The organism is Pantoea sp. X-Soil-TKNS-1211 (genome assembly GCF_059730495.1).
In genome coordinates, this window is record NZ_AP035953.1 from 782,860 (window position 1) to 805,155 (window position 22,296).

The following is a 22,296-nucleotide window of genomic DNA, read 5'->3' on the forward strand; positions in this document are numbered from 1 at the left end:
GGTAAGATTGTGGGCTGGAATGTTGCAAAATATGCATCGTGTATTTCTTATAACTCGCTGTAAATAATTGCGTAACCAGCATTATCATCTGCGGTTCTGTGCTGGCATTAGTTTAATCCTCGCGGGCAATTATCACGCCTCAGTGCCTTTGGGGTGGAAAGAAGCGAGGCGAAGGGGCTTGGGCGTTTGCCTGCCGGGTTTTCTGCGGTTATGGTAATCGACCTACTCTCAAAAGAATGAACTCAAGTAGATTCCCTGTACCTGGAAGGCGGAAATGAATTCCGTCTTCTGAGCATAAACATAAGGTTTTGATCTTAATTGGCGAATCGGGGGCAGGATGTCACTGGCGTGACTGGAAAGCGAGCGCCTGTGGATTCCGTCCCCCAAGCCTGGAGGCAGAAAATGGAGATGTTGTCAGGAGCCGAAATGGTCGTCCGTTCGTTAATCGATCAGGGCGTTAAACAGGTATTCGGTTATCCAGGCGGAGCGGTACTCGATATTTATGACGCTCTGCAAACGGTCGGTGGTATCGACCACGTATTAGTTCGCCATGAACAGGGCGCGGTGCACATGGCTGACGGCCTGGCGCGTGCTACCGGCGAAGTGGGTGTCGTGCTGGTGACTTCCGGTCCTGGCGCCACCAATGCCATTACCGGCATCGCGACGGCCTATATGGACTCGATCCCGATGGTGGTTCTGTCGGGTCAGGTGCCGTCATCACTGATCGGCTATGACGCCTTCCAGGAATGCGACATGGTCGGGATATCCCGTCCGGTGGTGAAACACAGTTTCCTGGTGAAAAGCACTGAAGAGATCCCAACCGTCATCAAAAAGGCGTTCTGGTTGGCGGCCAGCGGCCGTCCGGGACCGGTGGTCATTGACCTGCCGAAAGATATTCTGAACCCGGCGAATAAACTGCCTTATGTCTGGCCGGAGTCGGTCAGCATGCGTTCGTACAATCCGACCATTCAGGGTCATAAAGGGCAGATTAAGCGCGCGCTGCAAACCTTACTGGCGGCGCATAAACCGGTGATGTATGTCGGTGGTGGTGCCATTACCTCGGGTTGTGAAGCTGAACTGCTGCAACTGGCGGAAACGCTGAATATCCCGGTCACTACCTCGCTGATGGGACTGGGAGCCTTCCCCGGTACGCACCGCCAGTGTGTGGGCATGCTGGGTATGCACGGTACTTATGAAGCCAACATGACCATGCATAACGCTGACCTGATTTTCGGTATTGGCGTGCGTTTTGATGACCGCACCACCAACAATCTGGCGAAATATTGCCCGAATGCCACGGTGATGCATATCGACGTTGACCCAACCTCAATTTCCAAAACGGTCGCAGCAGACATTCCTATCGTCGGTGATGCGAAGCAAACTCTGACGCAAATGTTGGAACTGCTGGCGCAGACCGATGTGAAGCAGGAACTCGATAGCCTGCGTGACTGGTGGCAGACCATTGATGGCTGGCGTAGCCGTAAGTGCCTCGAATTTGATCGCACCAGCGATAAAATTAAACCGCAGGCGGTAATCGAAACCATTTGCCGTCTGACCAAAGGCGATGCTTACGTCACCTCTGATGTGGGTCAGCATCAGATGTTTGCTGCGCTGTATTATCAGTTCGACAAACCGCGCCGCTGGATCAACTCGGGCGGTCTGGGCACCATGGGCTTTGGCCTGCCTGCTGCGCTCGGTGTGAAGATGGCGCTGCCAGAGGAAACGGTGATCTGTGTAACCGGTGACGGCAGTATCCAGATGAATATTCAGGAGCTGTCGACCGCGCTGCAATATGATTTGCCGGTGCTGGTACTGAACCTCAACAACCGCTTCCTTGGCATGGTGAAGCAGTGGCAGGACATGATCTACTCTGGCCGCCACTCGCAATCCTATATGGAATCCCTGCCGGACTTCGTGCGCCTGGCAGAAGCCTATGGTCACGTGGGTATCGCGATTCAGCATCCGGCAGAGCTGGAAGAAAAGCTGACTCAGGCACTGGAAACCCTGGCGAAAGGGCGTCTGGTGTTTGTTGATGTGACGGTTGATGGCAGCGAGCACGTTTACCCGATGCAGATTCGCGGTGGCGGTATGGACGAGATGTGGTTGAGCAAAACGGAGAGGACATAATTATGCGTCGTGTTTTATCGGTATTGCTGGAGAATGAATCCGGCGCATTGTCCCGCGTGGTTGGTCTGTTTTCGCAGCGCGGCTACAACATTGAAAGCCTGACGGTCGCACCGACAGACGATCCCACCCTGTCACGCATGACAATTCAAACCGTCGGCGATGAAAAGGTGCTGGAGCAGATCGAGAAACAGCTGCACAAGCTGGTTGACGTGTTACGTGTCAGCGAACTGGGGCAGGGTGCTTACGTTGAGCGTGAAATCATGCTGGTGAAAATTCAGGCTACTGGTTATGGCCGCGAAGAAGTGAAGCGTAGCGCGGAAATTTTCCGTGGGCAGATCATCGACGTGACGCCAACGCTGTACACGGTTCAGCTGGCGGGCACCAGCGATAAGCTGGATGCGTTCCTGAACACCGTCCGTGATGTCGCGGAAATTGTTGAAGTGGCGCGTTCTGGGATCGTTGGCGTTTCGCGCGGCGATCGCATCATGCGTTAATCCCTGTCAGTAACAGACAGTCACGATGCTAACCCGGCGTAATGCCGGGTTTTTTTATTTTATGCGCTTGCACACCCTGACAGATAAAAGCGGTTGCTCAGCGTAGTTTTCTGCGGTTAGATGTTACAAATGTTTTACCCTTAGCTACTCTGCGGGAATTTTCACCCGCAGGGCTTATCAGGAATTAAGGTGTCATCGTGAAACTGGATGAAATCGCGCGCCTGGCTGGCGTGTCGCGCACTACGGCCAGCTATGTGATCAATGGCAAAGCGCGGCAATATCGTGTCAGCGACAAAACCGTCGAGAAAGTGATGGCGGTGGTGCGTGAACACAATTATCACCCGAATGCGGTGGCGGCGGGTCTGCGCGCCGGGCGTACCCGTTCCATTGGGCTGGTGATCCCCGATCTGGAAAACACCAGCTACACGCGCATTGCCAATTACCTGGAGCGCCAGGCGCGACAGCGTGGTTATCAACTGCTGATCGCCTGTTCAGAAGATCAACCTGATAATGAGATGCGCTGCATTGAACATCTTTTGCAGCGTCAGGTGGATGCGATCATTGTTTCCACCTCGCTGCCACCAGAGCATCCGTTTTATCAGCGCTGGATCAACGATCCTCTGCCGATTATTGCGCTGGACCGCGCATTGGATCGCGAACATTTCACCAGCGTAGTGGGTGCCGACCAGGATGATGCCCAACAGCTTGCTGCTGAATTGCGTCAGCTGCCGGTGAAAAACGTCCTGTTCCTCGGCGCGTTACCGGAGCTGTCGGTCAGTTTCCTGCGTGAAATGGGGTTCCGTGAGGCATGGAAAGGCGACGATCGTCCAATTGATTACATCTACTGCAACAGCTTTGAACGCACGGCGGCGGCGGCATTGTTCGAAAAATATCTGGAAGATCATCCCATGCCGGAAGCGCTGTTCACCACCTCATTCGGCCTGTTGCAAGGGGTGATGGATGTGACGCTGAAACGTGACGGGCGTCTGCCAACCGATCTGGCGATCGCCACTTTTGGCGACCACGAATTGCTGGATTTTCTTGAGTGCCCGGTGCTGGCGGTGGGGCAGCGTCATCGCGATGTTGCCGAGCGCGTGCTCGAACTTGTTTTAGCGTCACTGGATGAACCACGAAAACCGAAGCCGGGTTTAACCCGTATTCGGCGTAATTTATTTCGTCGTGGTCAATTAAGCCGTCGGACAAAATGAATCAGTGGGGCAGCCTGCTGCCCCACTTTATTAACCTATCCGTTAATTTCCCCCGCAATCATTCAGGTAAAAAAGCGTAAATTTTCACCTGATTTGCTAACAAATTAAACTGCCTGGCTTTTCTTATTTGTTTACATCTTCGGCAGCAGCTGGTAGCAGAGCTGTCGCGATGGTGCTGGGCTTCTTTTCGGAAATCCCCTAAAATGCAGCCGCTGTCGCATAACGCGGGATATTTATCTTCACGGGGCAACGCGCATTATTTTTCGCCGTTTTTCATTACGCGAAAATTTTTATTCCATTATTCATCAGGTTAATTTTTATTTTGCCATTCATCGCCTTCTTCCTCCCTTCTTTGAATAATTTCACCCGCTGTAAAGAGTGATATTCACTCGCCGTTGCGGCTTGACAAGGATTTCATCGGCTCCGTAAACTCTTTTCGTGGTAAAATGTGGGATAAAGTGGTGAAAAAGGGTATCTGAGGGGTGAGGCTGGCATGTTCCGTGGGGCAACGTTAGTCAATCTCGACAGTAAAGGGCGACTGGCCGTACCAACACGCTATCGTGAATTGCTGATCGGGGAGTCTCAGGGTCAAATGGTTTGTACCATCGACCTCCATCAGCCCTGCCTGCTGCTTTATACCTTGCCCGAATGGGAAATCATTGAGAAAAAGCTGTCTCGCTTGTCCAGTATGAACCCCGCCGAGCGTCGCGTGCAGCGTTTGCTGTTGGGTCATGCCAGTGAGTGTCAGATGGATAATGCAGGCCGCTTGTTGCTGGCGAATACCCTTCGTCAACATGCGAGCCTGACAAAAGAAGTGATGCTGGTCGGCCAGTTCAACAAGTTTGAACTGTGGGATGAACAGACCTGGTATCAACAAGTTAAGGATGATATTGACGCAGAACAGTCGGCTCAGGAGCCTTTATCTGAGCGGTTGCAGGACTTGTCGCTATAGCTATGCAGGAAAATTTCAAACACACCACAGTGCTGCTGGATGAGGCGGTCAACGCACTCAATATCAGGGAAGACGGCATATACATTGACGGCACTTTTGGTCGCGGTGGTCACTCCAGATTGATCCTTGCGCAACTTGGCGCGAACGGTCAGCTTCTGGCGATAGATCGCGATCCGCAAGCCATAGCCGCAGCCGCTGAGATAAAAGATCCGCGCTTCTCGATCGTGCATGGACCGTTTTCGGCACTGGCGGAATACGTTACCGAGCGCGGGTTGAACGGCAAGATCGACGGAGTTTTACTCGATTTAGGCGTGTCATCCCCGCAGTTGGATGACGCAGAACGGGGTTTCTCTTTCATGCGTGATGGGCCGTTGGACATGCGCATGGACCCGACGCGCGGACAGTCGGCGTCGGAATGGTTACTCAGTGCCGAAGAAGCGGATATCGCCTTTGTGCTGAAGACCTACGGTGAAGAACGTTTTGCCAAGCGTATTGCCCGCGCGATTGTCGAGCGCAATCGTGAACAGCCGATGACGCGTACCAAAGAGTTGGCTGAAGTGATCGCCGCAGCGACACCGGTAAAGGACAAATTCAAGCATCCGGCGACCCGCAGCTTTCAGGCGATTCGTATCTGGATCAACAGTGAACTGGAAGAGATCGACATCGCGTTAAAAGGTGCGTTGTCGGTACTGGCCCCTGGCGGCAGATTGTCAGTGATCAGCTTCCACTCACTGGAGGATCGCCTGGTGAAACGCTTTATGCGCGATCAGAGTCGTGGTCCGCAAGTACCGGCCGGTATTCCGATGACCGAAACGCAGTTGAAAGCGTTGGGCGGTCGGGATCTGAAAACGCTTGGCAAACTGGTTCCGGGCGATGCCGAAATCGCTGATAACCCACGCGCACGCAGTTCGGTGCTGCGTATTGCGGAAAGGACAGCGCCATGATCGGCAACGAGCGTCACAGTCTGCCTGGTGTCATTGGTGGCGATCTGCTGCGATTTGGCAAGATCCCGGTGCTGTTGCTGGTGGCGGTGCTGGTTTCCGCAATGCTGGTGGTGACGACGACGCACAAAACGCGTCGTCTGACCGCGGAGCGCGAGCAGTTGGTGCTGGAGCGGGATGCATTAGATATCGAATGGCGCAATCTGATTCTGGAAGAAAACGCGCTCGGCGATCACAGCCGGGTAGAACGAATCGCAACCGAGAAATTGCAAATGCAGCATGTCGATCCTTCACAGGAAAACATTGTGGTGCAGCAATAAGGAATCTCAGAACCTGATGAGCGGCGCAAGCAAAACGCTGAAGTTAAAAAAACCGGAAGATAAGGCCAGCTTTGTAAGCTGGCGTTTTGCGTTGCTGTGCGGCTGTATTTTACTGGCGCTGGGTGGCCTGTTATCGCGTGTGGCCTGGTTGCAGGTGATCAATCCCGACAAGCTGGTGAAAGAAGGGGATCTGCGTTCGCTGCGTGTGCAGGCGGTGCCTACCGCGCGTGGCATGATCAGCGATCGCGCCGGTCGCCCGCTGGCGGTCAGCGTACCGGTGAACGCCATCTGGGCCGATCCGAAAGAACTGAATGAACACGGTGGTATTTCGGTTGATAGCCGCTGGAAAGCGCTCTCCGATGCACTGTCGATCCCACTTGATCAACTCGCCACCCGCATCAATGCCAACCCGAAAGGGCGTTTTGTTTATCTGGCGCGTCAGGTTAACCCGGCGATTGGTGAATACGTTAAGAAGCTCAAGCTGCCCGGCATCTATCTGCGTGAAGAATCACGCCGTTACTATCCGGCCGGCCAGGTCACTGCGCACCTGATTGGCTTCACCAATATTGACGGTCAGGGCATTGAAGGCACCGAGAAAAGCTTCGACAAATGGCTGACCGGCGAACCCGGCGAACGTACGGTGCGTAAAGATCGCTACGGTCGGGTGATTGAAGATATCTCCTCAGTAGATAGCCGCGCCGCCCATAACCTGACGTTGAGCATCGATGAACGCTTGCAGGCGCTGGTGTATCGCGAGCTGAACAACGCCGTGGCGTTTAACAAAGCCGAATCGGGGTCGGCGGTGCTGGTGGACGTGAATACTGGCGAAGTGCTGGCGATGGCGAACAGTCCGGCCTATAACCCGAACAACCTGGCTAACACGCCGAAAGATGTGATGCGTAACCGCGCCATCACCGATATCTTCGAACCGGGTTCAACCGTTAAGCCGATGGTGGTGATGACCGCCCTGCAACGCGGTGTGGTGAAAGAAAACAGCGTACTGAATACCGTGCCTTATCGTATTAATGGTCATGAGATCAAAGATGTGGCGCGTTACAACGAATTGACCCTGACCGGGGTCCTGCAGAAGTCGAGTAACGTCGGGGTTTCCCGTCTGGCGTTAGCGATGCCGTCCTCAGCACTCGTAGACACTTACGCGCGCTTTGGGCTGGGTAAGGCGACCAATTTGGGGTTGGTCGGAGAAAGCAGTGGCTTATATCCTCAAAAACAACGGTGGTCTGACATAGAGAGGGCCACCTTCTCTTTCGGCTACGGGCTAATGGTAACGCCGTTACAGTTAGCGCGAGTCTACGCAACCATTGGCAGCTATGGCGTCTATCGTCCGCTGTCGATTACCAAGGTTGATCCGCCGGTTGCCGGCGAGCGTGTTTTCCCGGAAGACCTGGTGAAAACCGTGGTGCATATGATGGAAAGCGTTGCCCTGCCGGGTGGCGGTGGCGTGAAAGCGGCCATCAAGGGCTATCGCATTGCGATCAAAACCGGTACCGCGAAGAAAGTCGGTCCTGATGGGCGCTACGTCAATAAATACATTGCTTATACCGCAGGTGTTGCACCTGCCAGTCATCCTCGGTTTGCTTTGGTGGTGGTGATCAACGATCCCCAGGCCGGTAAATATTATGGTGGTGCGGTCTCCGCGCCGGTGTTTGGTGCCATCATGGGCGGCGTGCTGCGTACCATGAATATCGAACCCGATGCGCTACCGGTAAATGATAAGAACGAGTTGGTGAAGAACCCGAGTGAGGAATCAAGTGACAGATCGTAACCTGCGCGACTTACTGGCCCCGTGGGTGCCGGGCGCGCCGGCGCGTCCACTCCGTGACATGACACTGGATAGCCGCTCTGCGGCTTCTGGCGATCTGTTTATCGCCGTGGCGGGCCATCATGCTGATGGACGTCGATTTATTCCACAGGCTGTTGCTCAGGGCGTGGCGGCCGTGATTGCTGAAGCCGAAGGCGAGGCCAGTGATGGTGATATCCGCGAGATACATGGTGTCCCGGTTATCTATCTGGCGCAGTTACCGCAGCGTCTCTCGGCACTGGCCGGACGCTTTTATCAGCAACCTGCTGAAAAACTGAAGTTAATTGGTGTCACCGGCACCAACGGCAAAACCACTATCACGCAGTTAATTGCGCAGTGGGCCAATCTGCTGGGTGAGACCGGTGCCGTGATGGGGACGGTGGGCAACGGCCTGTATGGCCAACTGGCACCGACCGAAAATACCACCGGTTCCGCGGTGGATGTTCAGCACGTCCTGCACGACCTGGTGCGTCAGGGCGCAACCCTGACGGCGATGGAGGTGTCATCGCATGGTCTGGTTCAGCATCGTGTTGCTGCTCTGCCGTTTGCCGCGGCGGTGTTCACTAATCTGAGCCGTGATCACCTCGATTATCACGGCGATATGCAAAGCTACGAAGCGGCCAAATGGCTGCTGTTCTCCGAACATCAGGTAGGTGCCGCAATTATCAATGCGGATGACGAAGTCGGACGTCGCTGGCTGGCACAATTGCCCGATGCCGTGGCCGTCACGATGGCGGATAACCTGCAACCCGGCTGCCATGGTCGCTGGCTGAAAGCCACCAGCGTGAATTATCACGATGACGGCGCGCATATCCGCTTCAGCTCCAGTTGGGGTGAGGGTGAGTTCGACAGCCGTTTGATGGGAGCCTTTAACGTCAGCAATCTGTTGCTGGCACTGGCAACGCTGCTGTCGCTGGATTACCCGCTGGATGCCCTGGTCAGTAGCGCAGCGCAGTTGCTGCCAGTCACTGGCCGTATGGAGGTGTTTAGCGCCCCAGACAAACCCACGGTGGTGGTTGATTACGCCCATACGCCGGATGCGCTGGAGAAAGCGCTGGAAGCGGCGCGTCTGCATTGTAAAGGCCAGCTGTGGTGCTTGTTCGGTTGTGGCGGCGATCGCGACAAAGGCAAACGCCCGCTGATGGGTGCCATTGCTGAGCAGTTCGCTGATGTGGTGGTGATCACCGATGACAATCCGCGCAGTGAAGATCCGCAGGCGATTGTGAATGACATATTGACCGGGCTGCTCGATCCTGGTCGCGCTCGCGTGGTGGCGGGTCGTGCGCAAGCGGTTACCAACGCCATTATGCAGGCCAAAGCCGAGGATATCGTGCTGGTGGCAGGCAAAGGGCATGAAGATTATCAAATCGTTGGCAACCGTCGTCTGGACTACTCGGACCGCGACACGGTCGCGCGTTTACTGGGGGTGATGGCATGATCCCGATTTCTCTCAAGACGCTGGCTAAGGTCAGTGGCGGCAAACTGTACGGCAGCGATATTACCGTCAGCGATGTGGTCACCGACACGCGAAAAGTGACGGCAGGCTGCCTGTTTGTGGCGCTGGTGGGTGAGCGTTTTGATGCGCATGATTTTGTCGGTGATGCGATTGCCAGTGGCGCACAGGCGTTGTTGGTGAGTAAGCACTTGCCAGTGGCGGTGCCACAAGTTGTGGTGGCTGATACCCGCATCGCTTTGGGCCAGTTGGGCGCCTGGGTGCGCCAGCAGGCGAAAGCGCGCGTGGTGGCACTGACCGGTTCATCCGGTAAAACCTCGGTCAAAGAGATGACCGCGGCGATCCTGCGTGAATGCGGTGAAACCCTGTATACCGCTGGCAACCTGAATAATGACTTCGGCGTCCCCATGACGCTGCTGCGTCTGACCAAAGACCATGATTACGCGGTCATCGAGCTGGGGGCTAACCACCAGGGCGAGATTGCGTATACCACCGATTTGACACGCCCGGAGACGGCGCTGGTAAATAACCTCGCGGCCGCGCATCTGGAAGGTTTCGGTTCACTGGCCGGTGTCGCCAAAGCGAAAGGCGAGATTTTTGCCGGTCTGCCGCCGCACGGCACGGCCATCATTAACGCAGACAGCCATGATCTGGCGAACTGGCAACCGCTGCTGACGGGCAAAACCCTGTGGCGTTTTTCACCCCAACCGCAGGCTGAGGTGGAGTTTGGTGCCAGCGATATCCAACTGCGTGCCGATACCACCTCCTTCACCCTGCATACCCCACGTGGCGAGATCGCTATCACCCTGCCGCTGCCGGGACGTCACAATATCGCCAACGCCCTGGCCGCCGCTGCGTTAGCGCTGTCGGTTGATGCGCCGCTCAGTGCAATTCAGGCGGGTCTGACGAAATTACAGCCGGTTCCAGGCCGTCTCTTCCCGGTTCGTCTGGCTGAGCATCAACTGCTGATTGATGATAGCTACAACGCCAATGTGGGATCAATGACTGCTGCCGCGCAGGTGCTGGGCGATATGCCGGGCTATCGCGTGATGGTAGTTGGTGATATGGCGGAACTCGGTGATGAGGCGGAGGTCTGTCACCGCCAGGTCGGCGAGGCGGCGAAAGCCGCTGGAATTGATTGTGTGCTGAGCACGGGATCGCTTAGCCAATTAATCAGTGAAAACAGTGGCAACGGCGAACATTTCGCCAGCAAAGCCGCGCTGATTGAACGTTTACGGACGCTATTGTCCGAACATCAGGAGTTAACGATTTTGATTAAAGGTTCGCGTAGTGCTGCCATGGAACAGGTAGTACAGAGCTTACAGGAGAAAGGAACATGTTAGTTTGGCTGGCCGAGCATCTGGTCGCACTTTATTCCGGCTTTAACGTCTTTTCCTATTTGACGTTTCGCGCCATTGTCAGCCTGCTGACCGCTTTGTTTCTCTCTCTGTGGATGGGCCCACGCCTGATTGCCTGGCTGCAAAAGCTGCAAATCGGCCAGGTGGTACGTAACGATGGTCCGGAGTCGCATTTCAGTAAGCGCGGCACCCCGACGATGGGCGGTCTGATGATCCTCTCCTCCATCACCATTTCGGTGTTGATGTGGGCGTATCCTTCGAACCCGTATGTCTGGTGTGTACTGGTGGTACTGGTTGGGTTTGGTGTGATTGGCTTTGTCGATGATTACCGTAAAGTCGTGCGTAAAGACACTAAAGGCTTGATCGCACGCTGGAAATATTTCTGGATGTCGGTGATTTCGCTCGGTGTGGCGTTTGCGCTTTACCTTGCGGGTAAAGACACCCCGGCGACGGAGTTGGTGGTGCCGTTCTTTAAAGACATCATGCCGCAGCTGGGACTGTTCTACATCCTGTTGGCCTACTTCGTCATTGTGGGGACGGGTAACGCCGTCAACCTGACTGATGGTCTGGATGGTCTGGCGATCATGCCAACCGTGTTCGTTGCTGCCGGTTTTGCACTGGTGGCCTGGGCGACGGGTAACGTGAAGTTTGCTGAGTATCTGCACATCCCTTATCTGCGCCATGCGGGTGAGCTGGTGATTGTCTGTACCGCCATTGTCGGTGCGGGTCTCGGCTTTCTGTGGTTCAACACCTATCCGGCACAAGTGTTTATGGGTGATGTCGGTTCACTGGCGCTGGGTGGCGCGCTGGGCACCATCGCGGTGCTGCTGCGTCAGGAGTTCTTGCTGGTGATTATGGGGGGCGTGTTCGTGGTGGAGACGCTGTCGGTGATCTTACAGGTGGGGTCGTTCAAGCTGCGCGGGCAACGTATTTTCCGCATGGCACCGATTCACCATCACTATGAATTGAAAGGCTGGCCGGAGCCGCGCGTTATCGTGCGCTTCTGGATTATTTCGCTGATGCTGGTGCTGATTGGCCTGGCAACGCTGAAGGTACGTTAATCATGGCTGACTATCGGGGCAGAAAAGTCGTCATCATCGGGTTGGGGCTGACCGGCCTTTCCTGTGTTGATTTCTTTTTAGCGCAGGGCGTAACGCCCCGCGTGATGGACACCCGTGTGTCACCGCCGGGTCTGGATAAGTTACCAGAGCAGGTGGAACGCTATGTCGGTGGACTGAACAACGACTGGCTGCTGGCGGCAGATTTGATCATCGCCAGCCCGGGCATTGCCCTTGCGCATCCGGCGTTGAGCGAGGCGGCAGATGCCGGTATCGAGATCGTCGGTGATATCGAACTGTTCTGCCGTGAAGCGCAGGCACCAATTGTAGCGATTACCGGTTCCAACGGCAAAAGCACCGTGACCACACTGGTGGGCGAAATGGCGCGTGCCGCAGGCTGGCAGGTGGGCGTGGGTGGCAATATCGGTTTACCGGCGCTGTCACTGCTGAAGTCACCGGCACAGTTGTACGTGTTAGAACTTTCCAGCTTCCAGCTGGAAACCACTTACAGCCTGAAAGCCGCTGCGGCCACCATCCTCAACGTGACGGAAGATCATATGGATCGTTATCCGTTGGGGATGCAGCAGTATCGTGCCGCCAAACTACGCATTTACGAGAACGCGCGCGTTTGCGTGGTCAACGCCGATGACGGCATGACTATGCCGGTTCGCGGTGCGGATACCCGCTGTGTCAGCTTTGGTATCGATATTGGTGATTATCACCTTAACCGTCATCAGGGTAGCACCTGGCTGCGTGTGAAAGGCGAGAAGGTGTTAAACACCGACGAAATGAAGCTGGTGGGTCAGCATAACTACACCAATGCGCTGGCGGCGCTGGCGTTGGCTGATGCGGTGAACATCCCGCGAGCCTCCAGCCTGAAAGCATTGACCACCTTTACCGGTCTGGCGCACCGTTTCCAACTGGTGCATGAAGCGCACGGTATCCGCTGGATTAATGACTCTAAAGCCACCAACGTCGGCAGCACCGAAGCCGCGCTGAATGGTTTGCAGGTGAAAGGCACGCTGTGGTTGTTGTTGGGGGGCGATGGTAAATCCGCCGATTTCAGCCCGCTGGCGCATTATCTGCAAGGTGACCACGTACGGCTGTTCTGCTTTGGCCGTGATGGCGATGCACTGGCGGCATTACGTCCGGAAATCGCCACGCGTACTGAGACCATGCAGCAGGCGATGGTGCAGATCGCCACCCAGGCGACCGCTGGCGATATGGTGCTGTTGTCACCGGCCTGCGCCAGCCTCGATCAGTTCCGTAATTTTGAACAGCGTGGCGATCAGTTCGCGCAACTGGCGAAGGAGCTAGGCTGATGCGAATTCCCGGTGCCGGTGTAGCCAGTTTCCTCTCCCTTCGCCTGAAAGATTGGGTGATGGGGGCGCGCGAAAACGAAGACGCGCCAGTGGTGCTGTATGACCGTACGCTGCTTTGGCTGACATTTGGACTGGCCCTGGTGGGCTTCATCATGGTGACCTCGGCCTCCATGCCGGTGGGCCAGCGTCTGAATGAAGACCCGTTCTACTTTGCCAAGCGTGATGCTTTTTATATCGCGCTGGCGTTCGGTATGGCGCTGGTGACATTGCGCGTACCGATGGATTTCTGGCAGCGCTACAGCAACGCGATGCTGGTGGTGTCGGTTGCCATGCTCTTGATCGTGTTAGTGGTGGGCAGTTCGGTCAACGGCGCATCGCGCTGGATTGCGCTGGGACCGCTGCGTATACAGCCTGCGGAGTTGTCGAAGTTGTCGCTGTTCTGCTATCTCGCCAGCTACCTGGTGCGCAAAGTGGAAGAGGTGCGTAACAACTTCTGGGGATTCTGTAAGCCGATGGGTGTGATGGTGGTGCTGGCGGTGTTACTGCTGGCACAGCCGGACCTGGGAACGGTGGTGGTGCTGTTTGTCACTACGCTGGCGATGTTGTTTCTCGCGGGGGCCAAATTGTGGCAGTTCCTGGCGATTATCGGTTCCGGTATTTTCGCGGTGGTGCTGCTGATTATCGCGGAACCCTATCGTATGCGGCGTGTAACATCGTTCTGGAACCCGTGGGAAGATCCGTTCGGCAGTGGCTACCAGTTAACCCAATCGTTGATGGCGTTTGGTCGTGGTGAATTCTGGGGCCAGGGGCTGGGGAACTCGGTGCAGAAGCTGGAGTATCTGCCGGAAGCGCATACCGACTTCATCTTCTCCATCATCGGTGAAGAATTGGGGTATGCCGGTGTGGTTTTGGCGCTGTTGATGGTATTCTTCGTCGCTTTTCGCGCGATGTCGATTGGCCGTCGCGCCCTGGAGCTTGACCAGCGTTTTTCAGGTTTTTTGGCCTGCTCAATTGGTGTGTGGTTCAGTTTTCAGGCGTTGGTTAACGTCGGTGCGGCAGCCGGTATGCTGCCGACGAAAGGTCTGACGTTGCCGCTGATCAGTTACGGTGGTTCCAGTTTGATCATCATGTCGACAGCCATCGTGTTTTTGTTACGTATAGATTATGAAACGCGTCTGGCAAAAGCTCAGGCGTTTACCCGAGGTGGTCGATGAGTGGGAAGCGACTGATGGTGATGGCAGGTGGCACCGGTGGACATGTGTTCCCTGGTCTGGCTGTCGCCCATCATCTGATGGAACAGGGCTGGCAGGTACGCTGGCTGGGGACCGCCGATCGTATGGAAGCCGATCTGGTGCCGAAGCATGGTATCGAGATTGATTTTATCCGCATTAGCGGATTGCGTGGCAAAGGGGTGAAAGCCCAACTGCTGGCCCCGCTGCGCATCTTTAATGCCTGGCGTCAGGCGCGCCGCATCATGAAGAACTGGCAGCCGGATGTCGTGCTGGGCATGGGCGGTTATGTTTCTGGCCCTGGTGGTCTTGCGGCCTGGAGCTGTGGCATCCCGGTGGTGCTGCATGAACAGAATGGTATCGCCGGTCTGACTAACAAATGGCTGGCGAAGATTGCCACCAAAGTGATGCAGGCGTTTCCCGGAGCCTTTCCCAAAGCGGATGTGGTCGGGAACCCGGTACGCACCGATGTACTGGCGCTGCCGTTACCTGCTGAACGCCTGGCTGGCCGTACCGGCCCGGTACGTGTGCTGGTGGTGGGGGGCAGCCAGGGGGCGCGCATCCTGAACCAGACGCTGCCGCAGGTCGCCGCTGAACTGGGCGATGCCATCACCTTATGGCATCAGACCGGCAAAGGGGCACTGGAGACGGTGCAGCAGGCGTATCGCGATGCGGGTCAGCCGCAGCATAAAGTCACCGAATTTATCGATGACATGGCTGCCGCTTATGCCTGGGCTGATGTGGTGGTGTGTCGTTCCGGTGCATTGACCGTCAGCGAAGTGGCTGCCGCAGGTTTACCGGCGATTTTCGTGCCTTTTATGCACAAAGATCGCCAGCAGTACTGGAATGCGTTGCCGCTGGAGCAGGCGGGCGCAGCCAAAATTTTTGAGCAGCCGCAATTCACCGCAGCTGTGGTCGCGGACACGCTACGTCACTGGGATCGCGCCACCTTGTTGGCGATGGCAGAAAAAGCCCGTCAGGTGGCGATTCCCGATGCAACTGAACGGGTTGCTCAGGAAGTGGCGCGCGCCGCGAAGTAAGTTAATCGGTCAGTCAGCTTGACCCGTACCTGGTTCAGGTACAAACGGAAAACACAGGTAACAGAGGCAGATGAATACACAACAATTGGCAAAACTGCGTTCCATTGTGCCCGAGATGCGTCGCGTCCGGCACATCCACTTTGTCGGCATTGGCGGTGCTGGCATGGGCGGTATTGCCGAGGTGTTGGCGAACGAAGGTTATCACATTAGCGGTTCTGATTTGGCACCCAACCCGGTGACGCAGCATCTGGCATCGTTGGGCGCAACGATCTATTTCAACCATCGCCCGGAAAACGTAACCGATGCGAGCGTGGTGGTGGTCTCCACTGCGGTGGCGCAGGACAACCCGGAACTGGTGGCGGCGCGTGAACAGCGTATCCCGGTGATTCGCCGCGCAGAGATGCTGGCTGAGCTGATGCGTTTCCGCCACGGCATCGCGATTGCCGGTACGCACGGCAAAACCACCACTACCGCGATGGTGGCGAGTATTTATGCCGAAGGTGGACTGGATCCGACCTTCGTCAACGGTGGCCTGGTGAAAGCCGCAGGCACCCATGCACGTCTGGGCAGCAGTCGTTATCTGATTGCTGAAGCGGATGAAAGCGATGCGTCTTTCCTACATCTGCAACCGATGGTGGCCATTGTCACCAATATCGAAGCAGATCATATGGATACCTATCAGGGTGATTTCGAGAACCTGAAGCAGACGTTTATTAATTTTTTGCACAACCTGCCGTTCTATGGCCGTGCGGTGATGTGTGTCGATGATGTGGTGATCCGTGACCTGATCCCGCGCGTAGGCCGGCAGCTCACCACCTATGGTTTTAGCGAAGATGCGGATGTGCGCATCGAAAATTACGAACAGCGTGGCGCGCAAGGGCACTTCACCCTGATTCGCCACGACAAGCCGATGCTGCATGTGACGTTGAATGCGCCGGGCCGTCATAACGCGCTCAACGCGGCGGCTGCGGTGGCGGTGGCGACAGAAGAAGGTATCGACGACAACGCGATTCTGGCCGCGCTGGAGAGCTTCCAGGGGACGGGCCGACGTTTTGACCTGCTGGGTGAGTTTGATACCGCGCCGGTTAATGGCACGTCTGGCAGCGCGATGCTGGTTGACGATTACGGTCATCACCCTACTGAAGTGGATGTGACGATCAAAGCCGCGCGAGCTGGCTGGCCAGAGAAAAAACTGGTGATGGTATTTCAGCCGCATCGTTACACGCGTACCCGTGATCTGTTTGACGACTTCGCCAACGTGTTGTCGCAGGTGGATGTGCTGCTGATGCTGGATGTATATCCGGCTGGCGAAACAGCGATTCCAGGAGCGGATAGCCGCTCGCTGTGCCGTGCGATTCGTGGTCGCGGCAAAGTGGACCCGATTTTGGTGTCGGAACACGACGCGCTGCCAGAGGCACTGGCACCCCTGCTGAGCGGTAACGACCTGGTGATTGTTCAGGGAGCCGGTAACATTGGCAAAATCGCGCGCAAGCTGGCGGAAATCCGTTTGCAGCCCGCAGTGAAGGCGGAGGTGCGCAATGGCTGAGAAAGTAGCGGTATTGTTGGGTGGCACCTCGGCGGAGCGTGAAGTTTCGCTGATGTCCGGTAGCGCGGTGCTGGCCGGGTTGCGTGAAATGGGTATTGACGCGCATCCGGTAGATACCCGCGATGTTTCAGTGCTTAACCTGAAACAACAGGGCTTTGATAAAGCGTTTATTGCGCTGCATGGTCGTGGCGGTGAAGACGGTACTTTGCAGGCGGTGCTGGAATTCCAGCAGATCCCTTATACCGGTAGCGGCGTAATGGCCTCGGCGATCACTATGGATAAACTGCGTAGCAAATTGCTGTGGCAGGGCAGGGGATTGCCGGCCGGGAAATTCGTCTGGTTGACGCGTCAGCAGCAGGAGAGCGGACTGGACGCACAGACGCTGGCAGACATTGATGCGCTGGGCTTACCGGTGTTCGTTAAGCCAAGCTGTGAAGGGTCAAGCGTCGGTATCAGCCGGGTAAACACCCGCGATGCGTTACCGGCGGCGCTGGAAGAGGCGTTTCGTCACGACGATGACGTGCTGGTTGAGGCGTTTTTGAGCGGTGCGGAATACACGGTCGGCATTCTAGGCGACCAGATTCTGCCCTCCATCAAAATTCAGAGCGCCAGCGAGTTCTATGACTATGAAGCAAAATACATTTCTGACGATACTCAATACTTCTGCCCGAGCGGTTTGAGTGCGGAGCGTGAAGCAGAATTGCAGGCGCTGGTGTTGGCAGCCTGGCGTACGTTAGGTTGCAGCGGCTGGGGACGTGTCGATGTGATGGTTGATGGTGAGGATAATTTCCAACTGCTGGAAGTGAATACCTCTCCGGGTATGACCAGCCACAGCCTGGTGCCGATGGCAGCGAAGCAGGCGGGGCTGAGCTTCCCGCAACTGGTTGCGCGTATTCTGGAGCTGGCCGACTGATATGTCACAGGCGGCGCTGAACGTACGCAACCGCGAACCTCAGGAGCGAGCGCGCTCCGGGCGTAGCAATGGTGCCCGACTTTTCGGCATCGTGTTCCTGCTGATTGTGCTGGGCATTATGGTGGCTGGCGGGCTGGTGGTGTTGAAGTGGATGAACGATGCATCCCGCCTGCCGTTATCGAAACTGGTGGTGACCGGTGAAACGCATTACACCACGCACGATGACATTCGCCAGGCGATTTTGTCACTCGGCGCACCGGGCACGTTTATGTCGCAGGATGTCGACATTATCCAGCAGCAAATTGAACGTTTGCCGTGGATTAAACAGGTCAGCGTGCGTAAGCAGTGGCCTGACGAGCTGAAGATTAACCTGGTTGAGTTTGTTCCGGTGGCACGCTGGAATGACCTGCACATGGTGGACGCTGATGGTGTCTCCTTCAGTATCCCGGCCAGCCACGTTGGCAAAGAAACCATGCCAATGCTGTATGGGCCGGAAGGCAGTGAGAAAGAAGTGCTGGCCGGATATCACACCATGAGTGATGTCCTGAAGGCGAGTAAGTTTACCCTGAAGGTCGCGTCGATGACGGCGCGGCGCTCGTGGCAGCTGGTCACCAGCGACGATGTGCGCATCGAGCTGGGGCGCAGCGATACCATGAAGCGTCTGAACCGTTTTATTGAGCTCTACCCGGAACTGCAACAGCAGGCCCAGAGCGGGAATAAGCGCATCAGCTATGTCGATTTGCGTTATGACTCGGGTGCTGCCGTAGGATGGACACCGGCACCGTTAGAGCCACAGGAAGTCAATCAGCAACAGAACCAGGCACAGGCTAAACAACAATGATCAAGGCAACGGACAGAAAACTGGTAGTAGGACTCGAAATCGGCACCGCGAAGGTCGCCGCCCTGGTTGGGGAAATTCTGCCCGATGGTATGGTCAACATTATTGGGGTGGGTAGCTGCCCGTCCCGTGGTATGGATAAAGGTGGCGTGAATGACCTTGAATCGGTGGTGAAATGCGTGCAGCGCGCCATCGATCAGGCTGAACTGATGGCAGATTGCCAGATTTCATCTGTCTACCTTGCTTTATCGGGCAAACATATCAGTTGTCAGAACGAAATCGGGATGGTTCCGATTTCCGAAGAGGAAGTCACTCAGGATGATGTAGAGAACGTGGTGCACACCGCTAAATCGGTCCGCGTTCGTGATGAACATCGTATCCTGCATGTGATTCCGCAGGAATATGCCATCGACTATCAGGAAGGCATTAAGAATCCGGTTGGGCTGTCAGGTGTGCGCATGCAGGCGAAAGTGCATCTGATCACCTGCCACAACGATATGGCGAAAAATATCGTGAAGGCGGTGGAACGATGCGGCCTGAAAGTGGACCAACTGATTTTTGCCGGGTTGGCCTCCAGTTTCTCAGTGCTGACGGAAGATGAGCGTGAGCTGGGTGTCTGCGTGGTCGACATCGGTGGCGGTACGATGGATATCGCGGTGTATACCGGTGGTGCGCTGCGTCACACCAAGGTGATCCCTTATGCCGGGAACGTGGTGACCAGCGATATCGCCTATGCCTTTGGTACGCCGCCAACTGACGCGGAAGCGATTAAAGTGCGTCATGGCTGCGCCCTGGGTTCTATCGTCGGTAAAGACGAAAACGTTGAAGTGCCGAGTGTCGGTGGGCGTCCACCGCGCAGCTTACAACGTCAGACGCTGGCGGAAGTGATTGAGCCGCGTTACACCGAACTGCTGAATCTGGTGAATGACGAGATTCTGCAATTACAGGAACAACTGCGCCAGCAAGGCGTGAAGCACCATCTGGCGGCCGGTATTGTGCTGACCGGTGGCGCGGCGCAGATTGAAGGCCTGGCGGCCTGCGCCCAGCGTGTTTTCCACACGCAGGTGCGTATTGGTCAGCCACTGAACATCACCGGCCTGACGGATTATGCGCAGGAGCCGTATTATTCAACCGCAGTTGGTCTGCTGCATTACGGCAAAGAGTCACATATGAATGGTGATGCGGAAACGGAAAAACGTGCTTCGGTGGGCAACTGGTTCAAACGAATCAACAGCTGGCTGAAGAAAGAGTTTTAATTTTTGTAAAAGGGGATCATGCTGGCAGTTTTTATGATCTCCAGGCGACAGGCACATAACGGAGAGAAATCATGTTTGAACCTATGGAATTGACCAATGACGCGGTGATTAAAGTCATCGGCGTCGGCGGTGGCGGTGGCAACGCCGTAGAACACATGGTACGCGAGCGTATCGAAGGTGTGGAATTCTTCGCTGTAAACACCGACGCGCAGGCGTTGCGTAAAACGGCGGTCGGCCAGACGATCCAAATCGGCACCAATATCACCAAAGGTCTGGGTGCGGGCGCAAACCCGGAAGTCGGTCGTACCTCAGCGGAGGAAGATCGCGAAGCACTGCGTTCTGCGCTGGATGGGGCAGACATGGTGTTTATCGCGGCGGGCATGGGTGGCGGCACCGGTACTGGTGCGGCGCCGGTGGTGGCGGAAGTCGCGAAAGATTTGGGTATCCTGACGGTTGCGGTGGTGACTAAGCCCTTCAACTTCGAAGGTAAAAAGCGCATGGCTTTTGCCGAGCAGGGTATCGCTGAACTGTCGAAGCATGTCGATTCACTGATCACCATTCCGAACGACAAACTGCTGAAAGTGCTGGGTCGTGGCATCTCTCTGCTGGATGCATTCGGTGCAGCTAACGACGTGCTGAAGGGCGCAGTGCAGGGTATCGCTGAACTGATTACGCGTCCGGGTCTGATGAACGTTGACTTCGCTGACGTGCGTACGGTGATGTCTGAGATGGGTTACGCCATGATGGGTTCCGGCGTGGCATGTGGTGAAGACCGCGCAGAAGAAGCGGCTGAAATGGCGATCTCCAGCCCGCTGCTGGAAGATATCGACCTGTCTGGTGCGCGTGGTGTGCTGGTTAACATCACCGCAGGCTTTGATCTGCGTCTCGATGAGTTCGAAACCGTGGGTAACACCATCCGTGCCTTCGCTTCTGACAACGCCACTGTGGTAATCGGTACTTCTCTGGATCCAGAGATGAACGATGAACTGCGTGTGACCGTGGTAGCGACTGGTATCGGTATGGACAAGCGTCCGGAAATCACTCTGGTGACTAACAAACCGACCAGCCAGCCAGTGATGGACCATCGTTACCAGCAGCACGGTATGGCGCCGCTGCCGCAGGAGCAAAAACCTGCTGCGAAAGTGGTGAATGACCCCGCTGCTTCGTCAAGCAAAGAGCCTGACTATCTGGATATTCCGGCGTTTCTGCGTAAGCAGGCCGACTAAGAATATCCCGAGAATTGGGATTCTCCGCTCTTTGTGCTAAAGTATTCGCCCGCTGGTAATTTATACTGGCGGTCGGATGGGTAATATTGCGAGATAATGCGATGATCAAACAAAGGACATTAAAACGTATTGTTCAGGCGACTGGCGTCGGTTTGCATACCGGCAAAAAAGTCACGCTGACTTTACGACCTGCGTCGGCTAATACCGGGGTCATCTATCGTCGCACAGACTTGAATCCACCGGTTGATTTCCCGGCTGATGCAAAATACGTGCGCGACACCATGCTGAGTACTTGTTTGGTGAATGATGAAGGCGTGCGTATTTCGACCGTAGAACACCTGAACGCCGCTTTGGCGGGTCTGGGTATCGACAACATTATTGTTGAAGTCGATGCGCCGGAAATCCCGATCATGGACGGCAGTGCGGCACCTTTTATCTATCTGTTGATGGATGCGGGCATTGAAGAGTTGAACAGCGCGAAGAAATTTGTGCGTGTTAAACAAACGGTGCGCGTTGAAGATGGTGACAAATGGGCTGAGATCAAACCTTATAATGGTTTCTCGCTCGACTTCACTATCGATTTCAAACATCCGGCAATTGATTCCAGTTCGCAGCGCTATCAGATGAACTTCTCGGCCGAGGCGTTTGTTCGCCAGATCAGTCGTGCGCGTACTTTCGGCTTTATGCGTGAAATCGAATATCTGCAGTCTAAAGGCCTGTGCCTGGGCGGTAGTTTAGATTGTGCGATTGGCCTCGATGATTTCCGCGTACTGAACGAAGAAGGTCTGCGCTTTGAGGATGAATTCGTTCGTCACAAAATGCTGGATGCGATCGGCGACCTGTTTATGTGCGGCCACAACGTTATTGGCGCGTTTTCTGCCTTTAAATCAGGCCATGCACTGAACAACAAACTGCTGCAAGCGGTACTGGCGAAGCAGGAAGCCTGGGAATGGGCGACCTTCGAAGACGAAGCGGAACTGCCGCTGGCATTCAAAGCACCCAATTTGGTTCTGGCGTAAGTCAGGCATAAAACGGCAGGCCTCCCTGACACTCTCTCCGGTCAGTGGAACCTGCCGTTTTTTTATCCTCGGTTATTTCTGCGTAACAACGCGCATTTCCTTACCAACACCGTCTAGTCCTTGTACGAAAAAGCGTGAAATCGCCCCACGGCTATTGAATCACTGATGTGGAAGCCA

19 protein-coding genes are annotated in these 22,296 nt (G+C 55.6%); all 19 read left to right on the plus strand.

Features of this window, described 5'->3' with window-relative positions; genetic code table 11:
• The first annotated feature begins 402 nt into the window (after window positions 1-402).
• The 19 genes from ilvI (at window position 403) to lpxC (ending at window position 22,119) form a co-directional block, all read left to right on the plus strand.
• The gene (gene ilvI, locus AC6I8W_RS03490) at window positions 403-2,127 is read left to right on the plus strand and encodes an acetolactate synthase 3 large subunit (RefSeq protein ID WP_497837000.1); all 1,725 of its coding nucleotides are present in this window, start codon (window positions 403-405) and stop codon (window positions 2,125-2,127) included.
• 2 nt (window positions 2,128-2,129) lie between these two features.
• A complete protein-coding gene (gene ilvN / locus AC6I8W_RS03495) occupies window positions 2,130-2,621 on the plus strand; it encodes an acetolactate synthase small subunit (RefSeq protein WP_013507845.1) in 492 nt (163 codons plus the stop codon).
• Between the two features lie 197 nt (window positions 2,622-2,818).
• Complete coding sequence (gene cra / locus AC6I8W_RS03500; RefSeq protein WP_480368258.1) at window positions 2,819-3,829, plus strand: catabolite repressor/activator; 1,011 nt, start codon at window positions 2,819-2,821, stop codon at window positions 3,827-3,829.
• Window positions 3,830-4,322: 493 nt separating this feature from the next.
• Window positions 4,323-4,781, plus strand: coding sequence for a division/cell wall cluster transcriptional repressor MraZ (gene mraZ, locus AC6I8W_RS03505; RefSeq protein ID WP_497837001.1), 459 nt, complete (start codon window positions 4,323-4,325; stop codon window positions 4,779-4,781).
• 2 nt (window positions 4,782-4,783) lie between these two features.
• Window positions 4,784-5,725 (plus strand): 16S rRNA (cytosine(1402)-N(4))-methyltransferase RsmH, encoded by a 942-nt coding sequence (gene rsmH / locus AC6I8W_RS03510; protein WP_497837002.1) that lies wholly within the window; start codon window positions 4,784-4,786, stop codon window positions 5,723-5,725.
• A complete protein-coding gene (ftsL, locus tag AC6I8W_RS03515; protein WP_013507850.1) occupies window positions 5,722-6,042 on the plus strand; it encodes a cell division protein FtsL in 321 nt (106 codons plus the stop codon). The genes rsmH and ftsL overlap by 4 nt, the downstream gene beginning before the upstream one ends.
• Before the next feature lie 16 nt (window positions 6,043-6,058).
• Window positions 6,059-7,825, plus strand: coding sequence for a peptidoglycan glycosyltransferase FtsI (locus AC6I8W_RS03520; RefSeq protein WP_497837003.1), 1,767 nt, complete (start codon window positions 6,059-6,061; stop codon window positions 7,823-7,825).
• Complete coding sequence (murE, locus tag AC6I8W_RS03525; protein ID WP_497837004.1) at window positions 7,812-9,299, plus strand: UDP-N-acetylmuramoyl-L-alanyl-D-glutamate--2,6-diaminopimelate ligase; 1,488 nt, start codon at window positions 7,812-7,814, stop codon at window positions 9,297-9,299. The genes AC6I8W_RS03520 and murE overlap by 14 nt, the downstream gene beginning before the upstream one ends.
• Window positions 9,296-10,657 (plus strand): UDP-N-acetylmuramoyl-tripeptide--D-alanyl-D-alanine ligase, encoded by a 1,362-nt coding sequence (murF, locus tag AC6I8W_RS03530; protein ID WP_497837005.1) that lies wholly within the window; start codon window positions 9,296-9,298, stop codon window positions 10,655-10,657. The genes murE and murF overlap by 4 nt, the downstream gene beginning before the upstream one ends.
• Entirely contained in the window at window positions 10,651-11,733 is a 1,083-nt protein-coding gene (mraY, locus tag AC6I8W_RS03535) for a phospho-N-acetylmuramoyl-pentapeptide-transferase (protein ID WP_480368272.1), read from the plus strand. The genes murF and mraY overlap by 7 nt, the downstream gene beginning before the upstream one ends.
• Window positions 11,734-11,735: 2 nt before the next feature.
• The gene (gene murD / locus AC6I8W_RS03540; protein WP_497837006.1) at window positions 11,736-13,052 is read left to right on the plus strand and encodes a UDP-N-acetylmuramoyl-L-alanine--D-glutamate ligase; all 1,317 of its coding nucleotides are present in this window, start codon (window positions 11,736-11,738) and stop codon (window positions 13,050-13,052) included.
• On the plus strand, window positions 13,052-14,266 hold the full coding sequence (ftsW, locus tag AC6I8W_RS03545; protein WP_497837007.1) for a cell division protein FtsW: 1,215 nt from the start codon (window positions 13,052-13,054) through the stop codon (window positions 14,264-14,266). Before murD ends, ftsW begins: the two co-directional genes overlap by 1 nt.
• Window positions 14,263-15,321 carry an undecaprenyldiphospho-muramoylpentapeptide beta-N-acetylglucosaminyltransferase gene (gene murG, locus AC6I8W_RS03550; RefSeq protein ID WP_497837008.1) on the plus strand — a complete coding sequence of 353 codons (1,059 nt, stop codon included), beginning with the start codon at window positions 14,263-14,265 and terminating at the stop codon, window positions 15,319-15,321. The genes ftsW and murG overlap by 4 nt, the downstream gene beginning before the upstream one ends.
• A gap of 70 nt (window positions 15,322-15,391) precedes the next feature.
• A complete protein-coding gene (gene murC / locus AC6I8W_RS03555; protein ID WP_497837009.1) occupies window positions 15,392-16,867 on the plus strand; it encodes a UDP-N-acetylmuramate--L-alanine ligase in 1,476 nt (491 codons plus the stop codon).
• Entirely contained in the window at window positions 16,860-17,780 is a 921-nt protein-coding gene (locus AC6I8W_RS03560) for a D-alanine--D-alanine ligase (RefSeq protein ID WP_497837010.1), read from the plus strand. The genes murC and AC6I8W_RS03560 overlap by 8 nt, the downstream gene beginning before the upstream one ends.
• 1 nt (window position 17,781) lies before the next feature.
• Window positions 17,782-18,621: a cell division protein FtsQ gene (ftsQ, locus tag AC6I8W_RS03565; RefSeq protein ID WP_480368286.1), complete on the plus strand. Its 840-nt coding sequence runs from the start codon at window positions 17,782-17,784 to the stop codon at window positions 18,619-18,621.
• Window positions 18,618-19,874, plus strand: coding sequence for a cell division protein FtsA (gene ftsA, locus AC6I8W_RS03570; protein WP_013507861.1), 1,257 nt, complete (start codon window positions 18,618-18,620; stop codon window positions 19,872-19,874). Before ftsQ ends, ftsA begins: the two co-directional genes overlap by 4 nt.
• Window positions 19,875-19,945: 71 nt before the next feature.
• Complete coding sequence (gene ftsZ / locus AC6I8W_RS03575; RefSeq protein ID WP_013507862.1) at window positions 19,946-21,100, plus strand: cell division protein FtsZ; 1,155 nt, start codon at window positions 19,946-19,948, stop codon at window positions 21,098-21,100.
• A 101-nt stretch (window positions 21,101-21,201) separates the two neighbouring features.
• On the plus strand, window positions 21,202-22,119 hold the full coding sequence (lpxC, locus tag AC6I8W_RS03580; RefSeq protein ID WP_497837011.1) for a UDP-3-O-acyl-N-acetylglucosamine deacetylase: 918 nt from the start codon (window positions 21,202-21,204) through the stop codon (window positions 22,117-22,119).
• Window positions 22,120-22,296: the final 177 nt, after the last annotated feature.

Bases quoted from the DNA above. Each gene is read 5' to 3' on its own strand.
- ilvI (WP_497837000.1), top strand. From the start codon at position 403: ATGGAGATGTTGTCAGGAGCCGAAATGGTCGTCCGTTCGTTAATCGAT.
- ilvN (WP_013507845.1), top strand. From the start codon at position 2,130: ATGCGTCGTGTTTTATCGGTATTGCTGGAGAATGAATCCGGCGCATTG.
- mraZ (WP_497837001.1), top strand. From the start codon at position 4,323: ATGTTCCGTGGGGCAACGTTAGTCAATCTCGACAGTAAAGGGCGACTG.
- rsmH (WP_497837002.1), top strand. From the start codon at position 4,784: ATGCAGGAAAATTTCAAACACACCACAGTGCTGCTGGATGAGGCGGTC.
- ftsL (WP_013507850.1), top strand. From the start codon at position 5,722: ATGATCGGCAACGAGCGTCACAGTCTGCCTGGTGTCATTGGTGGCGAT.
- AC6I8W_RS03520 (WP_497837003.1), top strand. From the start codon at position 6,059: ATGAGCGGCGCAAGCAAAACGCTGAAGTTAAAAAAACCGGAAGATAAG.
- murF (WP_497837005.1), top strand. From the start codon at position 9,296: ATGATCCCGATTTCTCTCAAGACGCTGGCTAAGGTCAGTGGCGGCAAA.
- mraY (WP_480368272.1), top strand. From the start codon at position 10,651: ATGTTAGTTTGGCTGGCCGAGCATCTGGTCGCACTTTATTCCGGCTTT.
- murD (WP_497837006.1), top strand. From the start codon at position 11,736: ATGGCTGACTATCGGGGCAGAAAAGTCGTCATCATCGGGTTGGGGCTG.
- ftsW (WP_497837007.1), top strand. From the start codon at position 13,052: ATGCGAATTCCCGGTGCCGGTGTAGCCAGTTTCCTCTCCCTTCGCCTG.
- murG (WP_497837008.1), top strand. From the start codon at position 14,263: ATGAGTGGGAAGCGACTGATGGTGATGGCAGGTGGCACCGGTGGACAT.
- murC (WP_497837009.1), top strand. From the start codon at position 15,392: ATGAATACACAACAATTGGCAAAACTGCGTTCCATTGTGCCCGAGATG.
- AC6I8W_RS03560 (WP_497837010.1), top strand. From the start codon at position 16,860: ATGGCTGAGAAAGTAGCGGTATTGTTGGGTGGCACCTCGGCGGAGCGT.
- ftsQ (WP_480368286.1), top strand. From the start codon at position 17,782: ATGTCACAGGCGGCGCTGAACGTACGCAACCGCGAACCTCAGGAGCGA.
- ftsA (WP_013507861.1), top strand. From the start codon at position 18,618: ATGATCAAGGCAACGGACAGAAAACTGGTAGTAGGACTCGAAATCGGC.
- ftsZ (WP_013507862.1), top strand. From the start codon at position 19,946: ATGTTTGAACCTATGGAATTGACCAATGACGCGGTGATTAAAGTCATC.
- lpxC (WP_497837011.1), top strand. From the start codon at position 21,202: ATGATCAAACAAAGGACATTAAAACGTATTGTTCAGGCGACTGGCGTC.